The sequence below is a fragment of the Streptomyces sp. NPDC001450 genome (assembly GCF_053597295.1).
The window spans coordinates 1-25,363 of record NZ_JBSFHY010000071.1 but is presented as its reverse complement, the minus strand read 5'-3'; the positions used below and the strand labels follow the sequence as shown (position 1 = coordinate 25,363).

General features: G+C 74.1%; 25 protein-coding genes. 17 read left to right on the top strand and 8 right to left on the bottom strand.

Going from position 1 to position 25,363, the window contains the following annotated elements; all coding sequences use genetic code 11:
• Both ACWC5O_RS43010 and ACWC5O_RS43005 read right to left on the bottom strand, forming a co-directional pair.
• Positions 1-835 (bottom strand): 4'-phosphopantetheinyl transferase family protein (locus tag ACWC5O_RS43010; protein ID WP_450781247.1); only part of this gene is annotated, 835 nt, incomplete at its 3' end.
• Entirely contained in the window at positions 828-1,064 is a 237-nt protein-coding gene (locus tag ACWC5O_RS43005) for an MbtH family protein (RefSeq protein WP_450591658.1), read from the bottom strand. The genes ACWC5O_RS43005 and ACWC5O_RS43010, both read right to left, overlap by 8 nt.
• Positions 1,065-1,346: 282 nt before the next feature.
• On the opposite strand from ACWC5O_RS43005, the gene ACWC5O_RS43000 reads away from it, so the two are divergent.
• From ACWC5O_RS43000 to ACWC5O_RS42975, 6 genes are all read left to right on the top strand, one after another.
• Positions 1,347-3,671, top strand: coding sequence for a lantibiotic dehydratase (locus ACWC5O_RS43000; RefSeq protein WP_450591646.1), 2,325 nt, complete (start codon positions 1,347-1,349; stop codon positions 3,669-3,671).
• Complete coding sequence (locus ACWC5O_RS42995; RefSeq protein ID WP_450591644.1) at positions 3,671-5,212, top strand: amino acid adenylation domain-containing protein; 1,542 nt, start codon at positions 3,671-3,673, stop codon at positions 5,210-5,212. The genes ACWC5O_RS43000 and ACWC5O_RS42995 overlap by 1 nt, the downstream gene beginning before the upstream one ends.
• Complete coding sequence (locus tag ACWC5O_RS42990; RefSeq protein WP_450591642.1) at positions 5,209-6,318, top strand: threonine ammonia-lyase; 1,110 nt, start codon at positions 5,209-5,211, stop codon at positions 6,316-6,318. Before ACWC5O_RS42995 ends, ACWC5O_RS42990 begins: the two co-directional genes overlap by 4 nt.
• Positions 6,315-6,563: an acyl carrier protein gene (locus tag ACWC5O_RS42985; protein WP_450591640.1), complete on the top strand. Its 249-nt coding sequence runs from the start codon at positions 6,315-6,317 to the stop codon at positions 6,561-6,563. The genes ACWC5O_RS42990 and ACWC5O_RS42985 overlap by 4 nt, the downstream gene beginning before the upstream one ends.
• A 90-nt stretch (positions 6,564-6,653) precedes the next feature.
• Positions 6,654-8,942 (top strand): lantibiotic dehydratase, encoded by a 2,289-nt coding sequence (locus ACWC5O_RS42980; RefSeq protein ID WP_450591638.1) that lies wholly within the window; start codon positions 6,654-6,656, stop codon positions 8,940-8,942.
• A gap of 37 nt (positions 8,943-8,979) precedes the next feature.
• The gene (locus ACWC5O_RS42975; protein ID WP_450591636.1) at positions 8,980-9,411 is read left to right on the top strand and encodes a DUF5959 family protein; all 432 of its coding nucleotides are present in this window, start codon (positions 8,980-8,982) and stop codon (positions 9,409-9,411) included.
• 67 nt (positions 9,412-9,478) lie between these two features.
• Here ACWC5O_RS42975 and ACWC5O_RS42970 read toward each other — a convergent pair whose 3' ends face one another.
• Complete coding sequence (locus ACWC5O_RS42970; RefSeq protein ID WP_450591634.1) at positions 9,479-10,099, bottom strand: hypothetical protein; 621 nt, start codon at positions 10,097-10,099, stop codon at positions 9,479-9,481.
• A 45-nt stretch (positions 10,100-10,144) separates the two neighbouring features.
• Positions 10,145-11,344 carry an SMI1/KNR4 family protein gene (locus tag ACWC5O_RS42965; RefSeq protein ID WP_450591632.1) on the bottom strand — a complete coding sequence of 400 codons (1,200 nt, stop codon included), beginning with the start codon at positions 11,342-11,344 and terminating at the stop codon, positions 10,145-10,147.
• A gap of 25 nt (positions 11,345-11,369) precedes the next feature.
• Here ACWC5O_RS42965 and ACWC5O_RS42960 point away from each other — a divergent pair, with 25 nt between their 5' ends.
• From ACWC5O_RS42960 to ACWC5O_RS42950, 3 genes are all read left to right on the top strand, one after another.
• Complete coding sequence (locus ACWC5O_RS42960; RefSeq protein ID WP_450591630.1) at positions 11,370-11,579, top strand: hypothetical protein; 210 nt, start codon at positions 11,370-11,372, stop codon at positions 11,577-11,579.
• Between the two features lie 53 nt (positions 11,580-11,632).
• Positions 11,633-12,136 (top strand): molybdenum cofactor biosysynthesis protein, encoded by a 504-nt coding sequence (locus ACWC5O_RS42955; protein WP_450591628.1) that lies wholly within the window; start codon positions 11,633-11,635, stop codon positions 12,134-12,136.
• Positions 12,137-12,206: 70 nt separating this feature from the next.
• Positions 12,207-12,863, top strand: a complete 657-nt coding sequence (locus ACWC5O_RS42950) for a hypothetical protein (RefSeq protein ID WP_450591626.1) — start codon at positions 12,207-12,209, stop codon at positions 12,861-12,863.
• Positions 12,864-12,872: 9 nt separating this feature from the next.
• On the opposite strand, the gene ACWC5O_RS42945 is transcribed toward ACWC5O_RS42950, so the two are convergent.
• On the bottom strand, positions 12,873-13,085 hold the full coding sequence (locus tag ACWC5O_RS42945) for a cation transporter P-type ATPase D (protein ID WP_450591624.1): 213 nt from the start codon (positions 13,083-13,085) through the stop codon (positions 12,873-12,875).
• A gap of 74 nt (positions 13,086-13,159) precedes the next feature.
• Positions 13,160-14,317 carry an FAD-dependent monooxygenase gene (locus ACWC5O_RS42940; RefSeq protein WP_450591623.1) on the bottom strand — a complete coding sequence of 386 codons (1,158 nt, stop codon included), beginning with the start codon at positions 14,315-14,317 and terminating at the stop codon, positions 13,160-13,162.
• 95 nt (positions 14,318-14,412) lie between these two features.
• Between ACWC5O_RS42940 and ACWC5O_RS42935 the strand changes: the two genes are divergently transcribed.
• Positions 14,413-14,970 (top strand): TetR/AcrR family transcriptional regulator, encoded by a 558-nt coding sequence (locus ACWC5O_RS42935; protein WP_450591622.1) that lies wholly within the window; start codon positions 14,413-14,415, stop codon positions 14,968-14,970.
• A gap of 108 nt (positions 14,971-15,078) precedes the next feature.
• Here the strand turns inward: ACWC5O_RS42935 and ACWC5O_RS42930 are convergent, their stop codons facing one another.
• On the bottom strand, positions 15,079-16,221 hold the full coding sequence (locus ACWC5O_RS42930) for an AI-2E family transporter (RefSeq protein ID WP_450591621.1): 1,143 nt from the start codon (positions 16,219-16,221) through the stop codon (positions 15,079-15,081).
• Between the two features lie 130 nt (positions 16,222-16,351).
• A complete protein-coding gene (locus ACWC5O_RS42925; protein ID WP_450591619.1) occupies positions 16,352-16,771 on the bottom strand; it encodes a DUF2267 domain-containing protein in 420 nt (139 codons plus the stop codon).
• A gap of 431 nt (positions 16,772-17,202) precedes the next feature.
• Here ACWC5O_RS42925 and ACWC5O_RS42920 point away from each other — a divergent pair, with 431 nt between their 5' ends.
• The 7 genes from ACWC5O_RS42920 to hypE all read left to right on the top strand — a co-directional run bounded on the left by ACWC5O_RS42920 (position 17,203) and on the right by hypE (position 25,232).
• Positions 17,203-18,930 (top strand): hydrogenase maturation protein, encoded by a 1,728-nt coding sequence (locus tag ACWC5O_RS42920; protein ID WP_450591618.1) that lies wholly within the window; start codon positions 17,203-17,205, stop codon positions 18,928-18,930.
• Positions 18,927-19,517, top strand: a complete 591-nt coding sequence (locus tag ACWC5O_RS42915) for a hydrogenase maturation protease (RefSeq protein ID WP_450591617.1) — start codon at positions 18,927-18,929, stop codon at positions 19,515-19,517. The genes ACWC5O_RS42920 and ACWC5O_RS42915 overlap by 4 nt, the downstream gene beginning before the upstream one ends.
• Before the next feature lie 61 nt (positions 19,518-19,578).
• Positions 19,579-20,304, top strand: a complete 726-nt coding sequence (gene hypB / locus ACWC5O_RS42910) for a hydrogenase nickel incorporation protein HypB (RefSeq protein ID WP_450591615.1) — start codon at positions 19,579-19,581, stop codon at positions 20,302-20,304.
• Positions 20,301-22,703 (top strand): carbamoyltransferase HypF, encoded by a 2,403-nt coding sequence (hypF, locus tag ACWC5O_RS42905; RefSeq protein WP_450591613.1) that lies wholly within the window; start codon positions 20,301-20,303, stop codon positions 22,701-22,703. The genes hypB and hypF overlap by 4 nt, the downstream gene beginning before the upstream one ends.
• A 3-nt stretch (positions 22,704-22,706) precedes the next feature.
• The gene (locus ACWC5O_RS42900) at positions 22,707-22,997 is read left to right on the top strand and encodes a HypC/HybG/HupF family hydrogenase formation chaperone (RefSeq protein ID WP_450591612.1); all 291 of its coding nucleotides are present in this window, start codon (positions 22,707-22,709) and stop codon (positions 22,995-22,997) included.
• Positions 22,994-24,139: a hydrogenase formation protein HypD gene (hypD, locus tag ACWC5O_RS42895; RefSeq protein ID WP_450591611.1), complete on the top strand. Its 1,146-nt coding sequence runs from the start codon at positions 22,994-22,996 to the stop codon at positions 24,137-24,139. The genes ACWC5O_RS42900 and hypD overlap by 4 nt, the downstream gene beginning before the upstream one ends.
• 103 nt (positions 24,140-24,242) lie before the next feature.
• Positions 24,243-25,232, top strand: a complete 990-nt coding sequence (hypE, locus tag ACWC5O_RS42890; protein ID WP_450591656.1) for a hydrogenase expression/formation protein HypE — start codon at positions 24,243-24,245, stop codon at positions 25,230-25,232.
• Positions 25,233-25,363: the final 131 nt, after the last annotated feature.

Sequence of the window (25,363 nt, the reverse complement as noted above, 5' to 3'; positions counted from 1 at the left end):
ACGGCCCAGGCCCAGGCGCCGGCGGCCGGCGCGAAGTACAGGCCGGCGTATCCGGCGAGGCCGCAGACGCCCAGGAGCAGCACGATCGGTCCCTGTACCCGCCCGGCACGAGGACGTCCCGCAGGGTCCAGCCCGGTGCCGGTGCGACCGGCAGTGGTCCGGTGCCGACGTAGTCCAGCGCGGGATCGCGCACCAGGCCCGTGCCCAGGCCCTTGAGGTAGGCCTCCTTGCGGACCCAGGCCCGGGTGAACGCCGCCGGACGCTCGTGCGCGGGCAGCAGGGCCAGCTCGTCCCGCTCCGCCACGTGCAACGCGGACTGGGCGCTCAGCACCGCCTGCGCCGTGGCCAGCCCCTCCACGTCGACGCCGACCGGAGCGGCGGCGAGCGCCACCAGCACCAGGCCTCCGCTGTGCGACAGGGAGAAGTGCACCCCCGACGTCCTCAGCGCGGGCCGGCCGTGCGGTCCGCCGCAGCCCGCGCACGGTTCGCGCACCAGCGGCAGCGCGTCGGCCCGCATGCCCAGCAGAACGCTCAGGACGTTGCGCAGTGCCGCGTGCGCCACGACGTAGGCGTCCCGGTCCCGGGCGTGCCGGAACGCGCGGGCACGCGCCCGTTCCTCGGCGTCCAGCAGCTCCTGCGCACAGCGCAGCGCGTGTTCGTCCAGGGCACCGACCTGGGCCAGGTACAGCTCCAACGGCCCGTCGAGCGTCCGGGGCCGAGGTACGTGTGGCGGGCGCCGCAGACCCGACAGGTCCAGCACGGCCGGGCAGAGCCGGCCCGGCGGCGGGGCGTTGGCCGGGCGGGTCAGGAGCGGACCCTGGCGGCGCTCAGACATCTGCCCCGGCCGGCCGGCGGCGCAGGCTGAGCGGGCGCATGTCCGTCCAGATCACGTCGATGTGGTCCAGGCACTCCTGCCGGCCGCCCCGCCGGCCCTCCGGGTACCAGCCCGCGGGCAGCTCGCGGTCCGCGCGCCAGATCGAGTACTGCTCCTCGTCGTTGCGCACCACGAGGTACACCTCGTCGCTGTCCGGGCCGGCCTCCTCGCCGCCCGTACCGGTCGCCAGGTTGTCGTGCGTCACGGTGAACCTCCCGCAGATGATGGGCCGGCCGCAGGTCAGGGGCCGACGAAGTCAGCGTGCCCGCGGCCGCGCATCCGGGGCAGGGACGAACGCGCCGATCCGGTGGCGCGCGTTGCTGCCGGATCTTCTCTGGTGGCGGGTGGCCGTGCCGCGGGACGGTGCTGACCGGTCGCGGGGAGCCCGGCACCCGGAACACCCCCGGCGGCGCCCGCCGCCCGGCCGAGCCGCGCGATTCCCGCGCACCCCCTTTCCGGAAGGAGCCACGCGATGTCGGACGAGCACGCACCTGTCCTGCTGCCGGGCGGAGGCTGGCGGCTGTGGGAACAGTTCGCGCTGCGCGGCCCGGGCTTCCCCGCCGAGGGCGTCCTGCGCGTCGCCCCGCCCGGACTCGCCGAGGCCGCCGACAAGTTCGGCCCGGATGCCGACCTGTCCGGCACCGAGTGGCAGGCTTTCACCGAGGACCTCTCCGAGGCCGCCGTGCGCACCGCCCGCCACCTGCAGGAGATCGCCGCCCAGGCCCGCTTCCAGGCGGCTCTGGCCTGGCAGAACCCGGCCGTCCTGCGCACTGGCATCGCCCCGTTCCTGCGCTGGACCCCGACGGCGGAGAGCCGCAGCAGCATGCCCCGGCAGCGCGAGGAACTCGTCGCCCACTACTGGCAGCGGTTCTGCGTGAAGAACGACACCATCGGCTTCTTCGGCCCGGTCGGCTGGGGCCGCTGGGACCTGTCCACCCCGGATGCCGTCGCCGTCGACCCGGGGCAGGGCTTCCTCGCCGCGTCGGAGGTGTACTTCTCCGGCTGGGCGATCGACGCCCTCGCGAAGGTGCTGGCCGAGGACCGGGACCTGATGCGCTGGATACCGCCCCGCCGGGTGTCCTTCGTGCGCGGCGCGGACGGCGCGGTGCGGGTGCCGGGGCGGCCGGCCCAGCAGATCGGCGCCACCGAGCTGGCCGTTCTGGAGCTGTGCGACGGCACCCGATACCCGGACGCGATCGCCGACGCCCTGGGCATCCAACCGGGCGAAGCCTCCCGCATCGTGGGCGAACTGGTCTCCCGCCGCTGGGTGCACTGGAAACTGGAGGTCCCCGCCGCGACCCGTCCCGACCGCGCTCTGCGCCGCATCCTGGAGCGCGTACCCGACGAGGCGGCCCGCGAGCGGGCGCTCGCCAAGCTCGCCGTGCTGGAACGCGGCCGGGACGCGGTACGGGCCGCCGGTGCCGACGCCACCGCGCTGACCGCCGCGATCGGCGCCCTGGAGGCCGAGTTCGCCGCGCTCACCGACAGCGAGGCCCAGCGCGCCAAGGGCGAACGCACCGCGCCCTGCCGGGGATTGGTGTACTCCGACGCCCGCCGGGCGGCGACCGCCACGGCCGGTGCCGGACTCCTCGCCCAGCTGGAGCCGCTCCAGCTGTGCCTGACCGCCGCCCGCTGGATGACCAACCGCTTCGCAGACGCCGTCCGCACCCGCCTGCGCACCGTCCACGAGCGGCTGCACGCCGACGGCGCACCCGTGGACCTCGCCACCCTGTGGCTGCACACCCTGCCCTCTCCGCACCCGGACGCCGGCGACCTCATCGACGCCGCCCAGGCCGAGCTGCGTGCCAAGTGGACGAGGATCCTCGATCTCCCGCCGGGGGCGCGCCGGGTCCGGCTGTCCACGGCGGAGCTGGCCGAGCGGGTGCGGCGGGAGTTCGACGAACCGGGCGACGGCTGGTCGCTGGCCCGGTACATCAGCCCCGACGTCCTGGTGACGGCCGAGGACGACGAGGCCCTCGCGCGCGGAGACGTCGAACTGGTCCTGGGGGAGATGCACTGCGCGCTGAACACGATGGGCGCCTCCCTGTTCGTGTACCAGCACCCCGACCGGGACGAGCTCCTCGCCGAGACCACCCGCGACTTCCCCGGCCCGCGCCTGCTGCCCATGCTGCCGAAGGAACTGCCCCTGAAGTGGTCCTCGCGCAGCCGCCCCGCCCTGGACCGGCCCGAGGACCACTACGTCGCCCTCGTCGACCAGACCGGCGACCCGCACCGGCCCCGCACCGTGCTCGGCGCGGACGTCACCGTCGAGGACCGCGCCGGCCGGCTCACCGCCGTCCTGCCCGACGGCACGGCCTACGACCTCCTCGACGTGTACGCCAACACGCTCACCCAGCGCGTCATGGACCGCTTCACCCTGCGCCCGGAGGGCGAGCACACCCCGCGCATCACCGTCGACCGCATGACCGTGGCCCGCGAGACCTGGCAACTCCCCGTCTCCACAGTGGACTTCGCCGACGAGAAGGCGGAAGCCGCCCGCTTCGTCCGGGCCCGGCACTGGCAGCGCCGGCACGAGCTGCCCCGGTTCGTCTTCGTCGTCTCCCCGACCGAACCCCGCCCGTTCTACGTCGACTTCGACAGCCCCGTGTACGTCACCATCCTCGCCAAGGCGGCCCGCAGGCTCGCCCGCAAGGACCCCGGGGCCCGGCTGAAGGTCAGCGAGATGCTGCCCACCCCGGAACAGGCCTGGCTCACCGACGACGAGGGCCGCCGCTACACCTCCGAACTCCGGTTCGTGGCCGTCGACCAGACCGTCGTCGGCACGGGGGAGGCGTGATGCGAACCGTAGTCGACGACATCGACGCACACGCCCGGCGTCACCCGCGGCGGATCGCGCTCAGCACGCCTTCCGGTGACGTGACCTACGCCCAACTCGCAAAGCACATCGAGGAGACGGCCCGGATCCTGCGGGCCCACGGCGTCGGCCCGGAGACGGTGTGCGCCGTGGCCGTCGAGCACGGCACCCGGGCGGTGGCGGCCATGGCCGCGGTCCTGCGCTGCGGGGCGGCCTTCCTGACGCTCGACGTGGGGCAACCGCGCGACCGGCTGGCCGCGTTCACCCGCAGTGCGGGCGCCACCCTGCTCCTGACCACCTCCGAACTGGCCCCCGCCCTGGACCTGCGGATGCCGTCCGCCCTCCTCGGCCAACCGCACCCGCTGCCCCCGGACGACACACCGCCCGGCCCGGTCGACCCCCGCGCCCTCGCCTACGTCAGCCACACCTCGGGCAGCACCGGAGAACCCAGTGCCGTCATGGTCGAACACCGAAGCCTCGACGCCTACTTGCGCGACACGGCCTGCGCGTTCGGCCTCGGCCCGCACACGGTGGCCCTGCAGACGGCACCCCTCGGTTACGACGCCTCGATCCGGGACAGCTTCGTCCCGCTGCTCGCCGGCGCCCGGCTGGTGATCGTGGACCGGGCCCGGCTGCTGCGCCCCGAGGGGTTCGTCCGCGCGGTGCGCGAGTACGGCGTCACCGCCGTGCTGAGTACCACCCCCTCCTTCCTGTCCCACCTGTTCGGGCAGCAGGGTCTGGGCGACCCGCTGGCCGGCGTCGGACTGGTGGCGTCCAGCGGGGAGTCGCTGCGGCCCTTCCTCGCCGCGGGCGGCCGCTCCCTCGTGCCCGGCACGCTGGTCAACCAGTACGGCCCGACCGAGTGCACGATGACGACCACCCGGTACGCCGTCCCCGCCCAGCCCGACCCGTCCGCCGACCCGGTGGGCACGCCCCGCGCCGGAGCCGTGATCCGGGTCCTGGACGCCGACCTGGCGCCCGTGGCCGACGGAACCGTGGGCGAGGTGTACATCGGTGGAACCGGCCTGGCCCGTGGCTACGGCGGGCGGCCGGCCCGTACGGCGGAGTGCTTCGTACCCGACCCGTACGGTCCGCCCGGCGCCCGCCTCTACCGCACCGGCGACCTCGGCCGGTGGGGACCCGAGGGCCTGCACTATGCCGGCCGCACCGACCGGCAGGTGAAGATACGCGGCTACCGCGTCGACCCGGCGGAGATCGAGGGTGTGCTGCTGGCCCACCCGACGGTCACCGGAGCCGTGGTCACGCCCCATACCGACGACCGGGGACGCGGGTACCTCCTCGCTCATGTCACGGGCGAGCTGGCCGACACCACGGACACGGCGCTGCGCGCCCATCTCGCCCGTCTGCTGCCGCCGCACCTGATGCCCCGCCGCTTCGTACGACTCGACACGCTGCCCACCACGCGAGGGGGCAAGGCGGACCGCAGGCTCCTTGCCGACGCGAGGAGGGCCGGGAGAGTCGGGAGGGCCGGGAAACCCGGGCGAGTCGGGAGCACCGGATGACCGCCACCGACGTGCGCCAGGCTACGACCGTCCGACACCCCGGCCCCGCTGGGGTGTGTCCGGGTCCTGCCGAGGTGTGCCCCGGCCTGGCTGGGGTGCGCCCGGGTCCCGCAGAGGTGCCCTCGGGCCCCGCCGACCTCCACCCCGGCCCCGCCGACCTCCGCCCCGGCCCCGCCGACCTGCGCGCCGCCGCCGAGCGCATCGCCCCGTACGTCGTCCACACCCCGCTCCTGCCCGGCCCGGCGACGGCGATGGGTGGCCCGCAGCTGCTGCTGAAGGCCGAACACCTCCAGCCCGCCGGATCGTTCAAAGTGCGCGGCGCCGCCAACGCCGTCCTGGCCCTGGGCGCCGACCAGGTCGTCACCGGATCCTCCGGCAACCACGGCATCGCCCTGGCCCGCCTCGCCCGCACGCTCGGCATCCGGCTGACGGTGGTCATGGCGGCGGGCGCGGCTCCCGCGAAGGCCGCCGCCATCCGGGCGCTCGGCGCCCAGACCGTGCGGGTGGGCGGCGGAGTGGCCGAGCGGGAGGAACGCGCCCGCGCCCTGGCGAGCGAGCACGACGCCGTCCTCGTCCCCTCCTCCGACCACCCGCTGGTCGTCGCCGGACAGGGCACGGTCGGCGCCGAAGTGCTCGCCGACGCGCCCGACACCCGGACGGTCTACGTCCCGACGGGCGGCGGCGGACTCCTCGCCGGCGTCTGTCTCGCCGCCGACGGCCACCCGGTGCGCGTGGTCGGCGTCGAGCCCGCGGCCACCGCGCGCTACGCCCGTTCCCTGGCCGCGGGCCGTCCGGTCCAGCTGCCGCCCAGCACCACCGTGGCGGACGGGCTGCGCGGCCAGCGCCCCGGAACCGTCCCCTACCCGATCATCCGCGACCGCGTCGACGACCTGATCGCCGTCGGCGACGCCGAGATCCTCGCCGCCGCGGCCCTGCTGCGCCGGTACGGCATCGACGCCGAGCCCAGCGGGGCCGTGGCCCTGGCCGGTGCCCTGCGCGCCGGCCGCCGCGAACGCGCCGTGGCCGTCGTCTCCGGCGGCAACACGCCCGCCCGCCTGCACGACCTCCACCTCACCCACCCTCACTCCAAGGAGCACACGTCATGACCACGGACACCGCCACCAGCACCCTCGACCTGCTCGTCGGCATCTTCCGGGACGTCCTGGCCCTCGCCGACCTCACCGCCGACACCGACTTCTACGAGGCGGGCGGCGACTCGCTCACCGCCTTCCAGATCACCGGCCGCCTCCAGGAGGCACTGGGCGTGGACGTCCCGGTCTCCCTGGTCTTCGCCTACCCCACGCCCCGCGACCTGGCCGAGGTCGTGGACACGGACTACGGCGCCGCCTGAAGGCCTCCGGGGTGCGGTCGCAGGTCGCACCCCGTCAAGCGCACGGAAGGCAAGGACAGTCCACCCGCGTTCGCCAAGGAGAGCCCTGCCATGACCGAAGACCTCGTGCCGTCCCTCGGCCGCTGGCGGCTGTGGGAGCAGTTCGCACTGCGCGGGCCGGGCTTCCCCGCCGACGGCGTGCTGCGCCTCGCGCCGGCCGGACTGGCCCAGGCGGCCGACAAGTTCGCCGCCGGCGACACCCTGGACGGCGCCGGCTGGGCGGACTTCGCCCGCCTCTTCGCCGAGGGCGCCGTGGAGACCGCGCACACCCTGCAGAACATCGCCCGCACCCCCGCCTTCCGTGAGGCGGTCGCCTGGCAGAACCCGACCGTTCTGCGTACCGGTATCGCCCCGTTCCTGCGCTGGACCCCGACGGCGGAGAGCCGCAGCAGCATGCCCCGGCAGCGCGAGGAACTCGTCGCCCACTACTGGCAGCGGTTCTGCGTGAAGAACGACACCATCGGCTTCTTCGGCCCGGTCGGCTGGGGCCGCTGGGATCCGGCCGTGCCGGGCGTCGCGCTCGACACCGGGCACGGCCTGATCGCCGACTCGACCGTCTACTGGGCCAGTTGGGGCATCGACGCGCTGGCGAAGACCCTGGACGCCGAGCCCGCCCTGCGTGAGTGGATCGCACCCCGGCGCGTGCCCTTCGTCGCCCTGGACGGGGACCGGGTCCGGGTGCCGGGGCGGCGCCCGGTGACCCTGTCGGCCGAGGCCGCGGCCGTCCTGGCCCGCTGCGACGGCATCCGCCCGGCCCGGCGCATCGCCGCCGAACTGCCGGACACCGATGTGCCCACCGTCCTGGACGACCTGGTCGCCCGCCGCTGGGTGGTGTGGCGGCTGGAGGTCCCCGCCGACACCCACCCGGACCGCGCCCTGCGGTCCTGGCTCGAGTCCGTCGGGGCGCCCGAGCCGCGCCGCCGGGGCCTCGCGGCCCTGGACCGGCTTGCGGAGGGCCGCGCCCGGGTCGCGGCGGCCCGTGACGTCGACGAGCTGGTCGAGGCGATGACCGGCCTGGAGCGCACGTTCGTGGAGCTGACCGACACGCCCGCCGTGCGCGAGAAGTCCGCGTCGACCGCGCCGTGCCGGGCGCTGGTGTACTCCGACACACGCCGGGCCGCCACCGCCCGCATCGGCCCGGCCGTACTCGACGCCCTGCGCCCGCTGCGGCCCCTGATGGACAGCGCCGGCTGGCTCACCTCACGCCTCGCCGAGACGGTGACGGCCGAGGCGCACCGGGTGTACGCGCGCCTGGCCGCCGAGGGGCCGGTCGACCTCGCGTCCTTCTGGTTCGCGTGCCTGCCCGTGCTGCACGGCCCGGCGCGCACCGCGGCCACGGCACTCCAGCGGGAGTTCGCCGAGCGCTGGCAGCGCGTCCTCGCCGTGCCGGCCGGGGCCCGCCGCGTGGACGTACGACTGGCCGACATCGAAGCTCGGGTCAGGGAGGAGTTCGGGACGACCGGCGGCGGCTGGACGGCCGCGCGCTATCTCAGCCCGGACGTGATGCTGGCCGCCGACGGAGCGGAGTCGGTCGCGCGCGGCGACTTCACCCTCGTCCTCGGTGAACTCCACGTCGCCGCCAACACGTTGGGCGCCTCGCTCTTCACCCACCAGCACCCCGACGCGGACGAACTGCTCCGCCTCACCGACCGCGACCACCCCGGCCCGCGCCTCATGCCCCTGATCCCGAAGGAGCACCGCGCCCGCCTCTCGGCCAGGATCCGCCACACTCTCGTACGACCCCGGGACCACCAGGTGGCCCTGGCCGACTTCACGGCGGACCCGGCCCGGCCCCGCACCGTCCGCAGCGCCGATGCCACGGTCGAGGAGCGTGACGGCCGACTGGTCGTCCGGCTCCCGGACGGCTCGGAATTCCCGGCGGTGGACGTTTTCTCCCACGTCCTGACGACCCTGGCGATGGACCTGTTCCGGCTCCTCCCGGAGACGGGCCACTCGCCCCGGGTGAGCGTGGACCGCCTGGTGATCGCCCGGGAGACCTGGCGGGTGGCCGCCGGCCGGGCGGATTTCGCCGACGACAAGGACGAGGCCCGCCGTTTCGTCCGCGCCCGCCACTGGCGCACCGAACTCGGCCTGCCCCGGTTCGCGTTCGTCGTCTCCCCGACCGAGTCCCGGCCCTTCTACATCGACTTCGACAGCCCCGTCTACGTCACGATCCTCGCCAAGGCCCTGCGCCGCCTCGCCCGCAAGGACCCGGAGGGCACGGTCACGATCACCGAGATGCTGCCCACCCCGGAGCAGACCTGGCTCACCGACGACGAGGGCAGGCGCTACACCTCGGAGCTGAGGTTCGTCGCCTTCGACACCGAGCCCAGGCCGTAGTCTTCGATCATCTGCGCGAGCTGGGAGGTGTGCCTTCATGGCCGAGGAGCCGATCGACCTGATCCGCCTGGAGGGCGGGGGCAACAGCGTCATCCTCCGGATCACCGGGAAGGAGGCAGGCAAGCGTCCCGACGAACCCGAGGTGCTGGTCGGGGAGTTCCAGGTCGGCACACGCTTCGTGCGCGGCAGCCTCAAGACCTGGCTCTTCCCGGAGGATCTGCGCCGGTGGCAGCAGGCCCTGGACATGCTCGACGCGGGACAGGACATCGCATGGCGTGAAGGCACACGTGCCCCATGGCTGTTCATCGAACTGGACGAGGACGACGACCGGTGCCGAGTCACGATCAGGGACCACTCGATGTCCCTGACGACAGTGACAGTGAGCGTCCCGTTGACCGACACCTGGTTCGACGACGCGTACGACCGCCTCGACCTGATCTGGAAGACCTGGCGTCCGAAGGAAGAGTGAGCCAGGGTCAGACGACGGGCCGTGCGCGTCGGCCGCCTTACCAGGGCGTCTCGTCACACGGGGCAAGTTACCCGTGCTGCCGGGGCTGTACGGGTCCCGCGAACGGGGGCAGTTGCCGGAAGCGCTCGTCGAGAGTGACCGTCGGCGTGATGCGGTGCAGTGCGGCCCGTACCAGGGTGAGCGGGTGGCCGGGGAAGAGTGCGTCCCACTGCTCGTCGTCGGCGACGTGACACGGGAGTCCGCCGAACTGCCCGCCGGCGGCGTACGGGTGGGGACGGAAGTAGGCCTCCGGCCCCACCTGGGCCATCACCGTGGCCTCGCGCATACCCGTCATCGCGCCCTCCGCGGCCTGCAGCTTCAGGACCGTGCTGCACCCGGCCTTCGGGACCGTCCACGAGCCGAGGAACACCTGCCCCTGCGGTCCGCCCGGCCGGGGCACCTTCACCAGCTGACGGACCGCCGGAACGCCGTGCACGGTGCCGGGCACCGCCTCGATGAGCGTGCCCCCGGCCTGGCCCACGCCCGCCGCGAGCCCGGTCCGCAGGCGGTCGAACTCGTGCAGCGGGGCGGGCAGATCGGGGACGAGGGGAAAGAAGTGGACCGACAGGACGAGTCCCGCCGCGTCCGTCCACACGCCGGGCTCACACTCGGTGAAGCCGGTCAGGTCCAGGCCGGTGATCGGAGTCATGGTGATCATCATGCCGGGTGCGGACGTCTCGCCGACGGCCGGGGCTCAGTGGTCCTCCTCCCCGCCGAAGGCCTCGAAGTTCGCGAACTCGACCGGGTCGTCGTCCTCGTCCAGGACACACAGGCCGGCCGTGCCGAACCGCCCACGCTGCCAGGCCAGCAGAGTGTCGATCAGCCCCTGCTCCAGCGGCGGCCCCTGGTCCGCGTGCCGGGGCCAGAACACGAGCGGCCAGTCGTCGGGCCGGTCGCCCTCGGTGAGCCAGCCCAGGTAGTCGCCGTCGATGGAGTCGGCGAACGGCAGGAAGCCACCGGGCGCCGGGAAGGTGGCGAGGGGATACCACTGCGGGTGGCCGGACTTCAGCGACTCGTAGGCCTCGAGCGTCTGGTCCACGAAGGCGGTGAAGCGCGGGGCCGTCGTGCGCAGCGGCTCCGGGAAGCGCAGCCAGCCGCTCCAGCATCCGCTGCCGTACGTCTCCATCAGCCGCACGTACTCCCCGGGCAGGGCCGTGCCCAACTGCTCGGACAGCTCCTCCCAGGTGCCGTCGCCGAGGTGTGGCCCGGCCGGTGGCGGAGTCAGCAGGCGCAGCGCGTCCAGTCCCGTGCCGGTCTCCAGGGCGACCCGGCGCTCCGCCTCGGTCAGCCGGGGTGGGACGGGGGCGGGCGGGGTCCACGGTTCGGCGGTGCCGAGGAAGGCGGTGCGCGCGATGGTGCCGGGCAGGGGACCCATCAACGGGCCCGGCGGGGAGGGGAGTTCCCAGGTGTCGCGGACGGTGTGACGGAGATATTCGGTGAGCGTGAGGTCGTACCGGTGCCAGGGGAGCAGGCCGCTGCCGGGCACGGGCCCCTGGTGGGTGACGACCACCGTCCACTCGTCGGGGTCGTCGGACACCGAGGTGTCCCAGAACAGCGTGTCGCTGCCCCGGCTGCAGCCCCAGGCGAGCAGGCCGCCCGGCTCGGGGTGCAGCAACGGCCGCTCGCCCGCCGGGACTCCACGCGCGTCGATCCGGGCCTCCCGGTGCGTGGCCCGCAGCCACTGGCCGTAGTCGAACCTGCCCGGCTGCACGCACGGCACATGGATCCAGAGGAACTGCCCGAAGTCCACCGGCCCGTACCGGTCGGCCAGCAGCTTGTAGTCGGTGGGCAGCCGTGTCCCCAGCCACTCCTCCAAAGCATCCCAGTCGATGGGGACGGGGGCGGGCGGGTGTTCGGCGTCCGGCTCGGCGAACTCGGCCAGGTCCACGGTCACGTGCGTCCTCCGGGGTGATCATCGGATGGGCGGGATTCTGCCACCGGCGGTCACCACCGACGGTCACCCCCTGCGGTCAGCAGCTCTCACCGACCCCACCCGCAGGCCGAATTCGCGCCGATTCGAACCGTTCGGTTTCTGGGCGGACTTCGTGCCCTGGCACACCAACCGGGAGGACGCCCAGGCCCCCGGCGTCCGGGCCCTCGCGCTCGGGGTGGGGGCCGCCTCCTGCTGAAGGGCGGTGCCGCCGCCGGCGGGGCGACACGGAGCGCTGGTTAGTCTTGGGGCGTGCCGCATGTGGAAATCGTTCAGCTGCTGTTCTCGCCGGTGCACCGGTTCGAGGGCCGTCCGGGCGACGGACTGCCCGAGCTGCCGCCCGACGAACTCGTGACGACCGCCGAGATCCGCGCGGGGCTGGGCATCGTCGGGGACCGGTACTTCAACCACCCCGCCCACCGCAACGCGTCGATCACCCTCATGGCCGTCGAACGCCTGCCACAGCGGGGCCCGGGCGAGGCCGACCTGCTGCGCACGCGTCGTAACGTCCTGCTGCGCGGCGTGGACATCGACGCCTACATCGGCTCGACGGTCTTCCTCGACTGCGGCACCGGGCCCATAGACCTGGAGGTACGCAGCGCCGCCCGGCCGTGCGCCTGGATGGACACCACACTGGGGCCCGGATCGCAGCGGGCGCTGCGCGGCGGCGGGGGAGTGCGCTGCCGGCCGCTGACCGACGGGATCCTGACCGTGGGACCCGCCGTGTTCGGGGTGCGGGCAGCGCAGGAGACGTAGGCGAACCAGGCACCGCAGATGAGTACGACGACTCAGGCGACGCCCTCCGGAGATCATGAAGGCTGAGGGCATGACCAGCCCCTCACCGATCGCCCAAGTCCCGTACCCCGCCCAGGCGCCGCAGCCCGCGCCGCCCCGGCCGCGCCGTCGGCTGCTCGTGGGCACGGTGGCGCTGATCCTCGTCGCCGCGTGCGCCATGGCCGCCGTCTGGTGGAGCAGGGGTGAGGAGAACGACCCGCTGGCGGGCCGCCCCCGGGTCACCGACACGCGCGCCGGACTGTCCTACGCCGTGCCGGAAGGCTGGAAGCACGACGCGGCCAAGGACAAGGACCTGGTCGACGCCTTCTCCTCGACGATGAGCAGGACCTCCGGCGCGGCCTCCGCGGGCGGCGGCACCGTGCTGGCCGGCCGGGCCGCGCAGGCCGTACCGCGCGCGGAACTGCGCCGGACGGCCGAGAGCGCCGCCCGCTCCAACGCCGAGTTCTTCTTCCCCGACCGGCCTGCCACCTTGGAGGAGTCGCACGCCACCGAGGTGGACGGCCGGCCCGCCCACACGGCCGTCCTGCGGATCCGGAACGGCGACGACGGCACCGCCCGCCTGGAGATGACCCTGGTGACCGTCGACGGCGAACGCACCGCCTTCCTCCTCGGAGTCACCATGGACGAGGCCGACACGCAGATCACGGCGGACATCCACGCGGTCGTCGCCGACGCCACCGTCGCCTGACGGCACCGGTCACCGGGGTCGGGAACCGGTGGTGACCACCTGCCCCTTGCCGGCACCGGTCCTGACCCAGGCCGCCTCACGGAGCAGCCGCAGGCCGTTGAGGCCGACGACGACCGTCGAGCCCGTCGTGGCCGAGGACACCGAGCGGCAGCGGCAGGGTCGCCGCGAGGTCCGGGACGACCAGGCCGGTGATGACACGGCGGCGATGGCGAGGTTCTGCACGACCGTGTCCTGCGGGGTGCCGGCCTGGCATGACAGCCGCGTGGGCCGAGGAGTCAGGATGCTGAGTACCTGCCTCACCCCAGGCTCGGCGGTGCCCAGTCGGCGTGGCGCAGGATGCCCCGGATCGCCGCCCGGGACGGGGCGAGTCGCAGGGCCGTGTTGCGCAGGGCGACGGCCGCGGGATGGGCCAGCTGCTGGCCCATCCGGCCGGCCTGCCGGGCCGCGCGGGCGACCGAGCGGGTGCGGGCCCGGCGTTCGGCGTCGTACCGGGCCAGTGCCGATGCGACCGTGGGGGCGTCGGCCAGCGCCGCGGCCAGCGTGGCGGCGTCCTCCAGGGCCTGGCAGGCACCCTGGCCGAGATGCGGGGTCATGGCGTGGGCCGCGTCGCCGAGGAACGCGATCCGGTCCGCGACCAAGGCCGGCAGGGGTGTCACCAACTCGTGGATGTCGTGGTGCAGTACGGCCTCGGGCCGGGTCGCCTCCAGGAGCGCCGGGATCGGTTCGTGCCAGCCGCCGAAGCGGTCGCGCAGCATGCCGAGCGGGTCCGTATGGCGCACACCGGGCGGGGAGTTGAGCACCGCGTGCCACTCGGCGCGCCCGTCGGCGAAGGCGATGTGGCCGAACTCCGCCCCCTGTCCCCAGGTCAGCTCGAAGTCGCTGCTCAGCTCCACCGGGCGCGCGGTGATGGCGCGCAGGACCGTCGACCCGCTGTACACGGGGCCGGGATGGTCCGGGAACACCTGGCCGCGCAGCCGGCTGCCCACGCCGTCCGCCGCGACGACCAGGTCCGCTGCAAGGACATCCACTCCGGTCGGCACCGCGATCCGGTCGGGGGCCGAGCGGTCGACCGACGGCACGGTGACGCCCACGTGCAGGCACTCCGGAGGCAGCGCCGCACGCAGCAGGCGGTGCAGCGTGGTGCGCGGGATGCCGACGATCGGCGTGCCCAGCTCGCGCGCGAGCGCGGTTCCGTCCATGCGTGCCAGCAGGCGGCCCGAGGGAGTGCGGGTGCCCCCGCTGTACTGCGGCCGGGCCGCCGCACGCACCGCCGCGCCCACGCCGAGGACGTCCAGTGCGCGCAGCCCGTTGGCGTGCAGGGAGATGCCCGCACCCGCGTCGGCCAGGACGCCGGCACGTTCGAGGACCGTCACCTCCCAGCCGATCCGGCGCAGTCCGATCGCCGCGGACAACCCTCCGATCCCGCCACCGACCACCACCGCGGTACCGCCCATGTCGGTCTCCTCCCCGTGCGCGGGTCTTCTACAGATGTAGAAAAAGCGTACTCGGGCCCTCTACGGCTGTAGAAGCGGGGGTGTAGAAAGAGGGGGTGTCCACCGATCGACGTACCCTCCTCGCCGACGCGGCCATCGGCGTGCTCGCCGACGCCGGCATGCGCGGACTGACACACCGCGCGGTGGACCGCGCGGCGAACCTGCCGCCCGGCACCACCTCCGCCTACTACCGCACCCGCCAGGCGCTGCTCACCGCACTGGTCCGACGCCTGGTGGCACTCGACCAGGCGGAGCTGCAGGAGATCGGGAGCAGGACACCGGCGATCCGGAACGCCGCCGAAGTGACGGCGGGTCTCCTGGCCTTCACCGGGCTTCGGCTCGCGGGAGAGGGGCGGCGGCGGTCCCTCGCGCGGTACGCGTGCGCCATCGAGAGCGTGCACCACCCCGAGCTGCGCGAGATCCTCGTGCCCCGCGAGAACCTGGCGCGGCAGGCCCTGCAGGACTTCCTGGCCGCGCAGGGCGTGGAGGATGCCGAGGAACGTACGGTCACCCTGCTGACCTGCGTGGACGGGCTGGTCTTCGACCGGCTGGTGAACGGCGGGGGCGTAACCGCGCCGGAGATCCACGGCCTCGTGGCAGCGGCCCTGCGCTGAGCCGTACGACGACCAGGGCGCGGTCTCCCCCAGAAACGGCCGTCTCTCTCAGCGGCAGTGGTCTCCCTCAGAAACAGAGGCAAGTCGTCGCGACCGTGGTCACCGCGGTCACGGCGGCACCGCCCGCACCGCGCGCAGCACCGCCCAGACGACCGAGATGAGCGGGACGGCGACGACGGCTCCGACGACCCCCGCGACGATGCTGCCCGCGATGACGGACACGGCGACGACGAGCGGGTGCAGCCGGACCGCCCAGCTCATCACCAGCGGGTGCAGCACATGCCCTTCGAGCTGGCCGATGACGACGATGAGCACCAGCACCGCCGCGGCCGTGAGCGGCCCGCGCCCGGCGAGGGCGACGATGGTGGCCACGCCGAGTGCGACCGGTGAACCCACCAGGGGCACGAACGTGGCGAAGAACTCCAGCAGCGTCAGCGGCAGCGCGAGCGGGACCCGCAGCACGAACAGGGCGATGCCGACGAGCACGGCGTTGGTGCCCGCCACGATGATGATGCCGCGCGTGTACCCGGCGAACGTCCGCCAGGCGGCGCTCCCCGCCCGGTCCCAGGCCGGCCGGGCAGGTCTCGGCAGCAGTTGGTCGCGCGCCCATCGCCACATGCGCTCGCCGGAGTGGATGAAGAAGGCGGAGGCGAACAGCGCGAGCGCGGCGCCCGTGATCACCTCGACGACTCTGCCCAGTCCCGACAGGGCGCTGCTGAGCAGGCTGGCCCGGTGCCCGGAGATGTAGTCGGTCACCTGGCGCTGCAGATCGGAGAGCCGGCCGGGGCTGAGCCGGAACGGCGGACGCTGCAGCCACTGCTCGATGCGGTGGATGCCGCCCCGGAACTCGCCGACGAGCCGGGCCGACTCGCCCGCCACCGCGTTGCCCACGAGCGCGAGCAGGCCGAGCAGGATCAGCAGGCTGCCGACGAGTGCGAGAGCGACGCTCAGCGGCCTGGGCAGGACGCGGTTGAGGAAGTCGGCGAGGGGGCGCAGGACCGAGGTGACGACGAGGGCGAGGAACAGCGCGACGGCGATGAGCTGGAAGCGGCCCAGGATGCTGAAGACGCCGTAGACGACGATGCCGACGAGGATGAGGCGCCAGGCGTAGGCGGCGGCGACCCGGAGCCACGGCACCGGGCGCCCGGCCGCCGGGATGTCGGGCTCCGGGCGGGTGGCCGCCGGGAGCCGCACCGAGTGCGCCGGCCGGCTCCCCAGCACCGCCCCGCCCGCCCGACGCCCTCTGCTCATTCGCCGACCCGCACCGCCCACCAGGTCTTCCGCCTCCGCTCCGCGCCCACGTCCTGACTGCCCGTCACATCCTGAGAACGGTAAGGGCAAGCCGGAGAAGGGGACAGCGCAACGCGCGGTAACGGGGACTTCACAACCCGTGGGCGCGCTCCACGGGCAGCAGCTCCCGGATGTCCGCCGGCAGCGCCCCGGCGATCCGCTCGGTCAGCTCCGGAGCCAGAGCGGCGTCCAGCACCTCCAGTACGGCCGCGGCGTCCCGCAGGGCCGTGTCCTCGTCGGTGCCGGCCCGGTCGGCGATCCGTCCGGCGAAGACGGTCAGCCCGAACCGCTCACCCGCGGTGCCCGAGTCGGCACCGGCCGCCGCGTCCGCCGCGAGCCGCATGTCGGCCGCCAGGTCCGGCGGCAGCTGAGCGGCCACATGACGGGCGAGCCCGGAGGGCAGCCGTTCCGAGAGGGTGCTCACCACGGCGTGCGTCGCCCGCTCGGCCGTCCCCCGGTCGGGCAGCTGGGCGAGTGCCTGCACCTTTCCGATGATCTCGTCGTGATGCATGAGGCCGGTTCCTTCCTCACGATGTCAGGGCCCGGCCGCGCTGGGACTCCGGGGAGCGTCGGGTGAAGGGGACGGCCACCCGGCATCACACGCGCATACGTCTCCAGCCACAGCAACTGCTGCTTCCAGGGCCGGCGCCGGCAGGCAGATCACGGCGAAGAAGACGCTGCCGTACCCGACCGGTGCGGCCGTCCGGTCCATGGTCGCCGATTGCTGTGCCATGGGATCACTTCCAGCACGGGGGCGGGTCTGTCCCGGGCCCGGCCCGTCCTTCCATCGTGCCGCCGGGACCCGGCCCGCGCATCCGCGCCTGCGGTGCCGGACAGGCCACCCGGAATGCGATCCGGATGGCGCAAGAGACCCGCCCGCGGCGAACGAAACGCCGCAGGGGTTCTTCCCGGCTCCCCCGAGAGGGACGAACATGCCATGTCATGGACATTTTGCTCGTGGCCAGCGCGTTCAACAGCCTCTCCCAGCGGCTGTACGCCGAACTCTCCGACCTGGGACACCGCGTGGACGTCGTACTCGCCACGCACGGCCCCGACCCGGTCTCCGCCGCCGTACACGAACGGCGCCCGGACCTGGTCGTCGCGCCGATGCTGAAGACAGCCCTGCCCGAGGACGTCTGGCGGGAGCACACCTGCCTCATCGTGCATCCGGGTCCGCCCGGGGACCGCGGCCCGTCCGCGCTCGACTGGGCCATCGCCGAGCAGGCGCCGCGCTGGGGCGTGACGGTGCTCCAGGCCGAGGCCGCCATGGACGCCGGGGACATCTGGGCGGCGGAGTCGTTCCCCGTGCCGTCCGTCGGCAAGAGCGACCTGTACCGCAACGAGGCGTCCGACGCCGCCGTGACCGCCGTCCTGCTCGCCGTACGCCGGTTCGCCGACGCCTCGTTCAAACCGCGCCCGCAGACCGGCGACCCCGACACGTCCCACGCGCCCGTCCACGTGGTGTGGCGCGACTTCTTCCGGCAGGAGCGGCGGCGCGTCGACTGGGCGCACGACAGCACCGAGACCGTGCTGCGCAAGCTCCGCGGCGCCGACTCGCAGCCGGGCGTCCTGGACGAACTCCTCGGCCACGAGGTGTTCCTGCACGGCGGGCACCCCGAGGACCGGCTGCGCGGCCGCCCCGGCGAACTGCTCGCGACCCGGGCGGGCGCGGTCTGCCGGGCCACTCGGGACGGTGCCGTGTGGATCCCGGAACTGCGCCCGCGCAAGAACTCCGGCGACCCGGCGCCCTTCCGCCGTCCCGCCGCCTCCGTGCTCGCCTCACTCGCCGGCACGCTCCGTCTCCCGGAGGCCCCGGTTCCGTTCGAACTGCCCTCGCGCCGCCACACCTGGACCGACATCCGCTACCGCCGGCGCGGCCACGTCGGCTTCCTCGGCTTCTCCTTCCCCGGCGGGGCGATGAGCACCGACCAGTGCCGCCGGCTGCTCGCCGCCTACCGGTACGCGCTCGCCCGCCCCACCTCCGTCCTGGTGCTCGGCGGCGCCCGCGACTTCTTCTCCAACGGCATCCACCTGAACGTCATCGAGGCCTCCGCCGACCCGGCCGAGGAGTCCTGGACCAACCTCACCGCCATGGACGACCTCGTCGAGGCCGTGCTGCGCACCACCGACCGGCTGGTGGTGGCCGCGCTCGGCGGCAACGCGGCCGCGGGCGGCGCCATGCTCGCCCTCGCCGCCGACCAGGTCTGGTGCCGTACCGGCGTCGTCCTCAACCCGCACTACCGGCGGATGGGCCTGTTCGGATCCGAGTTCTGGACGTACACGCTGCCGCGCCGCGCCGGAGCCGACACCGCCCACCGGCTGACTGACGAGGCGCTGCCGCTGAGCGCCGCGTCGGGCGAACGGCTCGGACTCGTGGACCGGCTGGTGCCCACCGGGCCGGGGGAGTTCGCCGCCGAGGTCGAGCGACTGGCCGCCGGCCTCGCCGCCGCCCCGGACCTCGGGCGACGCATCGCCGCCAAGGCCGCGGCACGCCACGCCGACGAGCAGGTACGGCCGCTCGCGGACTACCGGCGTGACGAACTCGCCCGCATGTACGCCATCTTCTTCGACCCCACGGCCCCGTACCACGCCCTGCGGTCGGCCTTCGTCCGCAAGCAGCCCACCGGCGACGCCCGCCCCCTGGCACCGGCCGTCGGAGCCCTCCGGTGAGCCCCGCACGGCCCCGGCTGCTCGTGGCGGGCGTCGGCAACATCTTCCTCGGGGACGACGCGTTCGGCCCCGAGGTGATCCGTGCCCTGGACCGGCGCCCGCTGCCGCCGGAGGTGCGGGTACGGGACTTCGGTATCCGCGGCATGGACCTCGCCTACGCGCTGCTGGACGGCTGCGCCACCGCCGTCCTGGTCGACGCGGCCCCGCGCGGGCACCGCCCCGGCACCCTCACCCTGATCGAGGCGGAGCCGCCCGACGGCACCGCCGTGCCCGAGGCACACGGCATGGACCCGCAGAAGGTGCTGGCCCTGGCCGCACACCTGGGCGACGAGCCGCTGCCCCGGGTCCTCGTCCTGGCCTGCGAGCCCGGAGTCCTGCCGGGCGGCGACGAGGACATCTCGCCGGAGATCAGCACACCGGTGCGGGAGGCGGTCGACCGGGCCGTGGACGCGCTGCACACCCTGGTCCCCGTACTGCTGGCCGACCCCGCCGCGCCCGCACCGCCGTTGGGCCGCCCGATGGAATCCGGACCCCCGCACGCGGCTGCGCTGCCCGGCCTCGCGGCCGACGGAGCCGAAGATCGGTGAGACCCCGGGCCGTACGGGACACGGCCGGGGCTCCGCCGCACGACTCCGAGGAGCTGCGCCCATGTGCCGGTCCGACGTCAAGCAGGCCGTCCTGGCGAAGAACGACGACCTGGCCGCGAGCCTGCGCGACGATCTGACGCGGCAGGGCGTCGCGGTGGTCAACCTGCTGTCCAGCCCGGGCAGCGGCAAGACCGAACTCCTCGGCCGGATCCTGGCCCGATCGGTGGAGCGCGGCGTTCCGGTCGCCGCGCTCACTGCCGACCTCGCGACCGAGAACGACGCCGTCCGGCTGGCGCGTTCGGGCGCCCCGGTCCAGCAACTGCTCACCGACGGACTGTGCCATCTGGAGGCCCGGCAGGTACGCGGGCGACTGGAAGGCTGGCTGCCGGCGGACACCGCGGTGCTCTTCGTGGAGAACGTCGGCAACCTCGTGTGCCCGGCGTCGTACGACCTCGGCGAGACCCTGCGGATCGTGCTGATGGCGGTGACCGAGGGCGAGGACAAACCGCTGAAGTACCCGACCGCGTTCGGCTCCGCCCACCTGGTCGTGGTCACCAAGACCGACCTGGCCGAGCCGGCCGGCTTCGACGAGATGGCCTTCCGGGCGAACGTCCAGCGGGTCAACCCGGGGGTGGAGATCGTACGGTCGTGCGCGCGCACCGGCGACGGCGTCGACACCCTCCTGGCCCACGCCCTCGCCGCCCGGCACGGTGCCCCGCCGCACCGGCCTCCGCTCGCCCCGCGTCCCCACGGTCACCACCACCCCGCCTCCGCTCCCGTCTCGTGACCGTGCCCGTCACCGGCCCGGTCCGCCGCCGGATCACCGTGCGCGGCACGGTGCAGGGGGTCGGCTTCCGGCCGTACGTGCACCGGCTGGCCGTCGATCTGGAGCTGGCCGGGTTCGTCAGCAACACCGCGAACGGCGTGCTCATCGAGGTCGAGGGCCCGGCGGGCGAAGTGGGCCGGTTCTTCGACCGGCTGACCGAGCAACCGCCCCCGCTGTCGGCTGTGACGGGGGTCGGCTGCGAGGACGTCCCCGCCACCGGCACCACCGGCCCGTTCACCATCCGCCCCACCGAGCAGTCGGCGGGCCGGACCCAGCTCCCGCCCGACACCGCGACCTGCGCCGACTGCCTGCGCGAGCTGGCCGATCCGGCCGACCGCCGGCACCGCCACCCCTTCATCACCTGCACCCACTGCGGCCCCCGCTTCACCATCGCCACGGGGATGCCGTACGACCGCGCCGCCACCACCATGGCCGGCTTCCCGATGTGCCCCTCCTGCGCCCGGGAGTACGGCGCCCCCCTCGACCGGCGCTTCCACGCCCAGCCCATCGCCTGCCCCGACTGCGGCCCGCGGCTCCGCCTGATCCCGGCCGACGGAACCGGCGTCCGCCCGGCCCGGGACGCGGACGCGCTGGCCACGGCACGGGCGCTGCTGGCCGCGGGCCGGATCGTCGCGGTGAAGGGCGTGGGCGGCTACCACCTGGCCTGCGACGCCACCGACACCCGCGCCGTCGCCACCCTGCGCAGCCGCAAGGAACGCGGCGGCAAGGCCTTCGCCGTGATGTGCGCCGACCTCGACACGGCGGAGCGCGTCGCGGCCCTCTCCGACGCCGAACGGTCCGCACTCACCAGTGCCCGGCGCCCCATCGTCCTGCTGCGCAGACGCACCCCCGCGGACGGACTCCGCCTCGCCGACCAGGTCTGCCCCGGCAGTCCGCACGTGGGCGTGATGCTGCCCTACACCCCCGTGCACACCCTGCTGTTCGGGCTGCCCGGCGATCCACCCGGCCCCCGGGTGCTCGTCATGACCAGCGGCAACCGCTCCGGCGAGCCGATCGTCACCGACGACGCCGAGGCGCTGACCCGGCTGGCCGGACTCGCCGACGCCTGGCTCGCCCACGACCGGCCCATCGCCTCCCCGTGCGACGACTCCCTGCTGCGGGTGCGCCCCGACGGCACCGAACAGGTGCTCCGGCGCTCCCGCGGTTACGTCCCCCGCCCGCTGCGCCTCCCGCTCCCGGTCCGTCCCACACTCGCGGTCGGCGGCGACCTGAAGAACGCGCCCTGCCTGGGCGAGGGAGACCTCGCCTGGTTCGGGCCGCACATCGGCGACATGGGCGACCTGGCCACCCTCCAGGCGGCCGAGCGGGCCGAACGGCACCTCAGCCGCCTCACGGGAGTCCCCCCTCGGCTGGTGGCCGCCGACCGGCACCCCGGTTACCACTCGACGGGCTGGGCACGGACCCGATCATCCCAACTCGCCTTGCATGCGCCGACGCTGGTCCAGCACCACCACGCCCACATCGCCTCGGCGATGGCCGAACACGGCCTTGACGGCACCACACCCGTCATCGGGGTCGCCTTCGACGGCACCGGGTACGGCGACGACGGCACCGTGTGGGGCGGCGAGGTGCTGCTCTCCGACTACTCCGGCTACCAGCGCTTCGCCCACCTGACCCCGGCCCCGCTGCCCGGCGGGGACGCGGGCGTGGCCAACCCCTGCCGGCTGGCGCTGGCCCGGCTGTGGGCAGCGGGACTGCCGTGGGAGCGGGACCTGCCGAGTGCCGTCGCGCTCTCCGAGTCCGAACTCGCCGTACTCCAAAAGCAGTTGGACCTCCAGGTGGCATGTGTTCCGACGTCCAGTATGGGCCGCCTCTTCGACGCCGTGTCGTCTCTGGCGGGCGTGTGCCACCGCGCGGAGTACGAGGCGCAGGCCGCGCTGGAACTGGAGGCCGCGGCGACGGAGGCGTGGCACGCGGACGCCAGGGCGTACCGCTTCGGGTTCCGGACCCTCCCACCACCCCACGGAGTCCCGTCCGGTCAGCCTCTCGCCCGACTGAGCCGGGCGGGCAGGTGGGAGATCGAGCCCCCGCTGCAGGCCGTCCTCACCGACCTGCGGCGCGGCACCCCCGCCCCCGTGCTCGCGGCCCGATTCCACCGGGGCGTGGCCCGGGCCGTCACGGAGATCTGCCGACGGGCCCGCGGAACGACCGCCCTGACCACGGTCGCCCTCACCGGAGGCGTCTTCGCCAACGCCCTGCTGGAGGAGGAGTGTGCCGCCCTGCTGGCCGCGGACCGGTTCACGGTCCTCCGGCACGGCGAAGTACCCCCGAACGACGGCGGGTTGGCGCTCGGTCAGCTCATGGTCGCGGGAACAGCAACCCACCACGAGACGGAGTGACCCATGTGTCTGGCAGTGCCCGGCAAGGTCGTGGCCATCGACGACGGCGCCGACCCGCTCACCGGGCTGATCGACTTCGGCGGAGTGCAGAAGCAGGCGTGCCTGGAGTACCTGCCCGATGTGCGGGTGGGGGAGTACGTCATCGTCCACGTCGGGTTCGCCCTGCAGCGCCTGGACGAGGAGTCGGCCCGGGCGTCCCTGGAGCTGTTCCAGCAACTCGGTCTGCTGGAGGAGGAGTTCGGTGACGCCTGGGACCAGGCGGCCCGGCAGCAGAGCGGGAGTGAGGCCCAGTGAAGTACATCGACGAGTTCAACGACCCGGATCTGGCGCGCCGGTTGCTTGACGAGATCCGTGCCACCGTCACCCGCTCCTGGGCTCTGATGGAGGTCTGCGGCGGCCAGACCCACTCCATCATCCGTCACGGCATCGACCAACTCCTGCCGGACGAGGTGGAGTTGATCCATGGGCCGGGCTGCCCCGTGTGCGTCACGCCGCTCGACGTCATCGACAAGGCACTGGAGATCGCCGCCCGCCCGGACGTGATCTTCTGCTCCTTCGGCGACATGCTGCGGGTGCCCGGCACCGGCCGGGACCTGTTCCGGGTCAAGGGCGAGGGCGGTGACGTACGGGTGGTGTACTCGCCGCTCGACGCCCTCGACCTCGCCCGCAGGAACCCGGACCGGCAGGTCGTCTTCTTCGCGATCGGCTTCGAGACGACCGCCCCCGCCAACGCCATGGCCGTGCACCAGGCCCGCCGCCTCGGCGTGGACAACTTCAGCCTGCTGGTGTCCCACGTCCGGGTCCCCCCGGCGATCGACGCCATCATGTCGGCGCCCGCCTGCCGGGTGCAGGGCTTCCTCGCCGCCGGGCACGTGTGCAGCGTGATGGGCACCGCCGAGTACCCGGACCTGGCCGAGAAGCACCGGGTGCCGGTCGTCGTCACCGGCTTCGAACCGCTGGACATCCTCGAGGGCATCCGCCGCGCCGTCCACCAGCTGGAGCGCGGTGAGCACCGGGTGGAGAACGCCTACCCCCGGGCCGTACGCGAACAGGGCAACCCGGCGGCCCTGCGCATGATCGAGGAGGTGTTCGAGGTCACCGACCGCAACTGGCGCGGCATCGGCCGGATCCCGCTCAGCGGCTGGCGCCTGACCGACGCCTTCCGCGCCTACGACGCCGAGCACCGCTTCGACGTCGCCGGCATCCGCACCGAGGAGCCCGCCGCGTGCCGGGCCGGCGAGGTGCTGCAGGGCCTGATCAAGCCGACCGAGTGCGCCGCGTTCGGCACGACCTGCACCCCGCGCACCCCGCTGGGCGCCACCATGGTCTCCAGCGAGGGCGCCTGCGCCGCCTACTACCTGTACCGCCGGATGACCGACTCCCCGGCACGGCAGGGATCCCGTATCCCGCAGGAGGAGATGAACCCCGTTGGCTGACCTCGCCACCGAAGCGGCCGACGCGGCCGAAGCGACGGAAGCGGCCGTCGACCCCGCGAACTGGACCTGCCCCGCACCCCTGCGCGACCAGCCGGTCGTGGTCATGGGCCACGGCGGAGGCGGCGCCCTGTCCGCCGAGCTGATCGAGCAGGTCTTCGCGCCCGCGTACGGCAACCCCACCCTGGCCGCCCTCACCGACTCGGCCGTCCTCGACCTGGGCGGCGCCCGGCTGGCCTTCTCCACCGACTCCTACGTCGTGCGGCCGCTGTTCTTCCCCGGTGGCAGCCTGGGCGACCTCGCGGTCAACGGCACCGTCAACGACCTGGCCATGAGCGGCGCCCGCCCCGCCTACCTCTCCACGGCCTTCGTGTTGGAGGAGGGTGTGGAACTGGCCGTCGTCGGGCGGATCGCCCGCGCCATCGGGGCGGCGGCCGAGGCGGCGGGCGTCACCGTCGCCACGGGCGACACCAAGGTGGTCGAGTCCGGGCACGGCGACGGCGTCTACGTCACCACCGCAGGCGTCGGCCTCGTCCCCGACGGAGTCGACATCCGCCCGCAGCGCGCCCGGCCCGGCGACGCCGTCATCGTCAGCGGACCGATCGGCCTGCACGGTGTGGCCATCATGAGCGTGCGGGAGGGGCTGGAGTTCGGGGTCGAGATCGCCTCCGACACCGCGCCGCTGGCCGGCCTGGTGGCGGCCATGCTGGCGGTCACCAGGGACATCCACGTGCTGCGCGACCCCACCCGGGGCGGGCTCGGCACCTCGCTCAACGAGATCGCCCGCGCCTCCGGCACCGGCGTACGGCTGCGGGAGCGGGCCATCCCGGTCCCGGACGAGGTCGCGAACGCCTGCGGCTTCCTCGGCCTGGACCCGCTGTACGTCGCCAACGAGGGCCGGCTCGTCGCCTTCGTGCCCCCCCAGGAGGCCGAGGCCGTGCTCGCGGCGATGCGCGCCCATCCGCAGGGCACCGGCGCGACCCTCGTCGGCGAGTGCGTCGAGGAGCACCCGGGCATGGTCGTCGTCGCCACCGGGCTCGGCGGCACCCGGGTGGTGGACCTGCCGCTGGGGGAGCAGTTGCCCCGTATCTGCTGAGCAGCCCGGACAGCGGTCGACCCCGCCGGAGCCCGAGCTGGGTCCGAGGACGCCTTGCCGACGACCCGCAGGCCACCCTTGTCACGCAGCTGCACGATGTCGACACCGCCGGCCAGGTCCGCGTCCAGGAA

Excerpts from the sequence above, each read along its gene's own strand:
- ACWC5O_RS42995 (WP_450591644.1), top strand. The coding sequence starts at position 3,671 with ATGCGAACCGTAGTCGACGACATCGACGCACACGCCCGGCGTCACCCG.
- ACWC5O_RS42970 (WP_450591634.1), bottom strand. The coding sequence starts at position 10,099 with ATGACTCCGATCACCGGCCTGGACCTGACCGGCTTCACCGAGTGTGAG.
- ACWC5O_RS42960 (WP_450591630.1), top strand. The coding sequence starts at position 11,370 with ATGGGCGGGATTCTGCCACCGGCGGTCACCACCGACGGTCACCCCCTG.
- ACWC5O_RS42980 (WP_450591638.1), top strand. The coding sequence starts at position 6,654 with ATGACCGAAGACCTCGTGCCGTCCCTCGGCCGCTGGCGGCTGTGGGAG.
- ACWC5O_RS42920 (WP_450591618.1), top strand. The coding sequence starts at position 17,203 with ATGGACATTTTGCTCGTGGCCAGCGCGTTCAACAGCCTCTCCCAGCGG.
- ACWC5O_RS42940 (WP_450591623.1), bottom strand. The coding sequence starts at position 14,317 with ATGGGCGGTACCGCGGTGGTGGTCGGTGGCGGGATCGGAGGGTTGTCC.
- hypE (WP_450591656.1), top strand. The coding sequence starts at position 24,243 with ATGGGCCACGGCGGAGGCGGCGCCCTGTCCGCCGAGCTGATCGAGCAG.
- ACWC5O_RS42900 (WP_450591612.1), top strand. The coding sequence starts at position 22,707 with ATGTGTCTGGCAGTGCCCGGCAAGGTCGTGGCCATCGACGACGGCGCC.
- ACWC5O_RS42930 (WP_450591621.1), bottom strand. The coding sequence starts at position 16,221 with ATGAGCAGAGGGCGTCGGGCGGGCGGGGCGGTGCTGGGGAGCCGGCCG.
- ACWC5O_RS42925 (WP_450591619.1), bottom strand. The coding sequence starts at position 16,771 with ATGCATCACGACGAGATCATCGGAAAGGTGCAGGCACTCGCCCAGCTG.
- ACWC5O_RS42975 (WP_450591636.1), top strand. The coding sequence starts at position 8,980 with ATGGCCGAGGAGCCGATCGACCTGATCCGCCTGGAGGGCGGGGGCAAC.
- ACWC5O_RS42985 (WP_450591640.1), top strand. The coding sequence starts at position 6,315 with ATGACCACGGACACCGCCACCAGCACCCTCGACCTGCTCGTCGGCATC.
- ACWC5O_RS42950 (WP_450591626.1), top strand. The coding sequence starts at position 12,207 with ATGACCAGCCCCTCACCGATCGCCCAAGTCCCGTACCCCGCCCAGGCG.
- ACWC5O_RS43000 (WP_450591646.1), top strand. The coding sequence starts at position 1,347 with ATGTCGGACGAGCACGCACCTGTCCTGCTGCCGGGCGGAGGCTGGCGG.
- hypB (WP_450591615.1), top strand. The coding sequence starts at position 19,579 with ATGTGCCGGTCCGACGTCAAGCAGGCCGTCCTGGCGAAGAACGACGAC.
- ACWC5O_RS42990 (WP_450591642.1), top strand. The coding sequence starts at position 5,209 with ATGACCGCCACCGACGTGCGCCAGGCTACGACCGTCCGACACCCCGGC.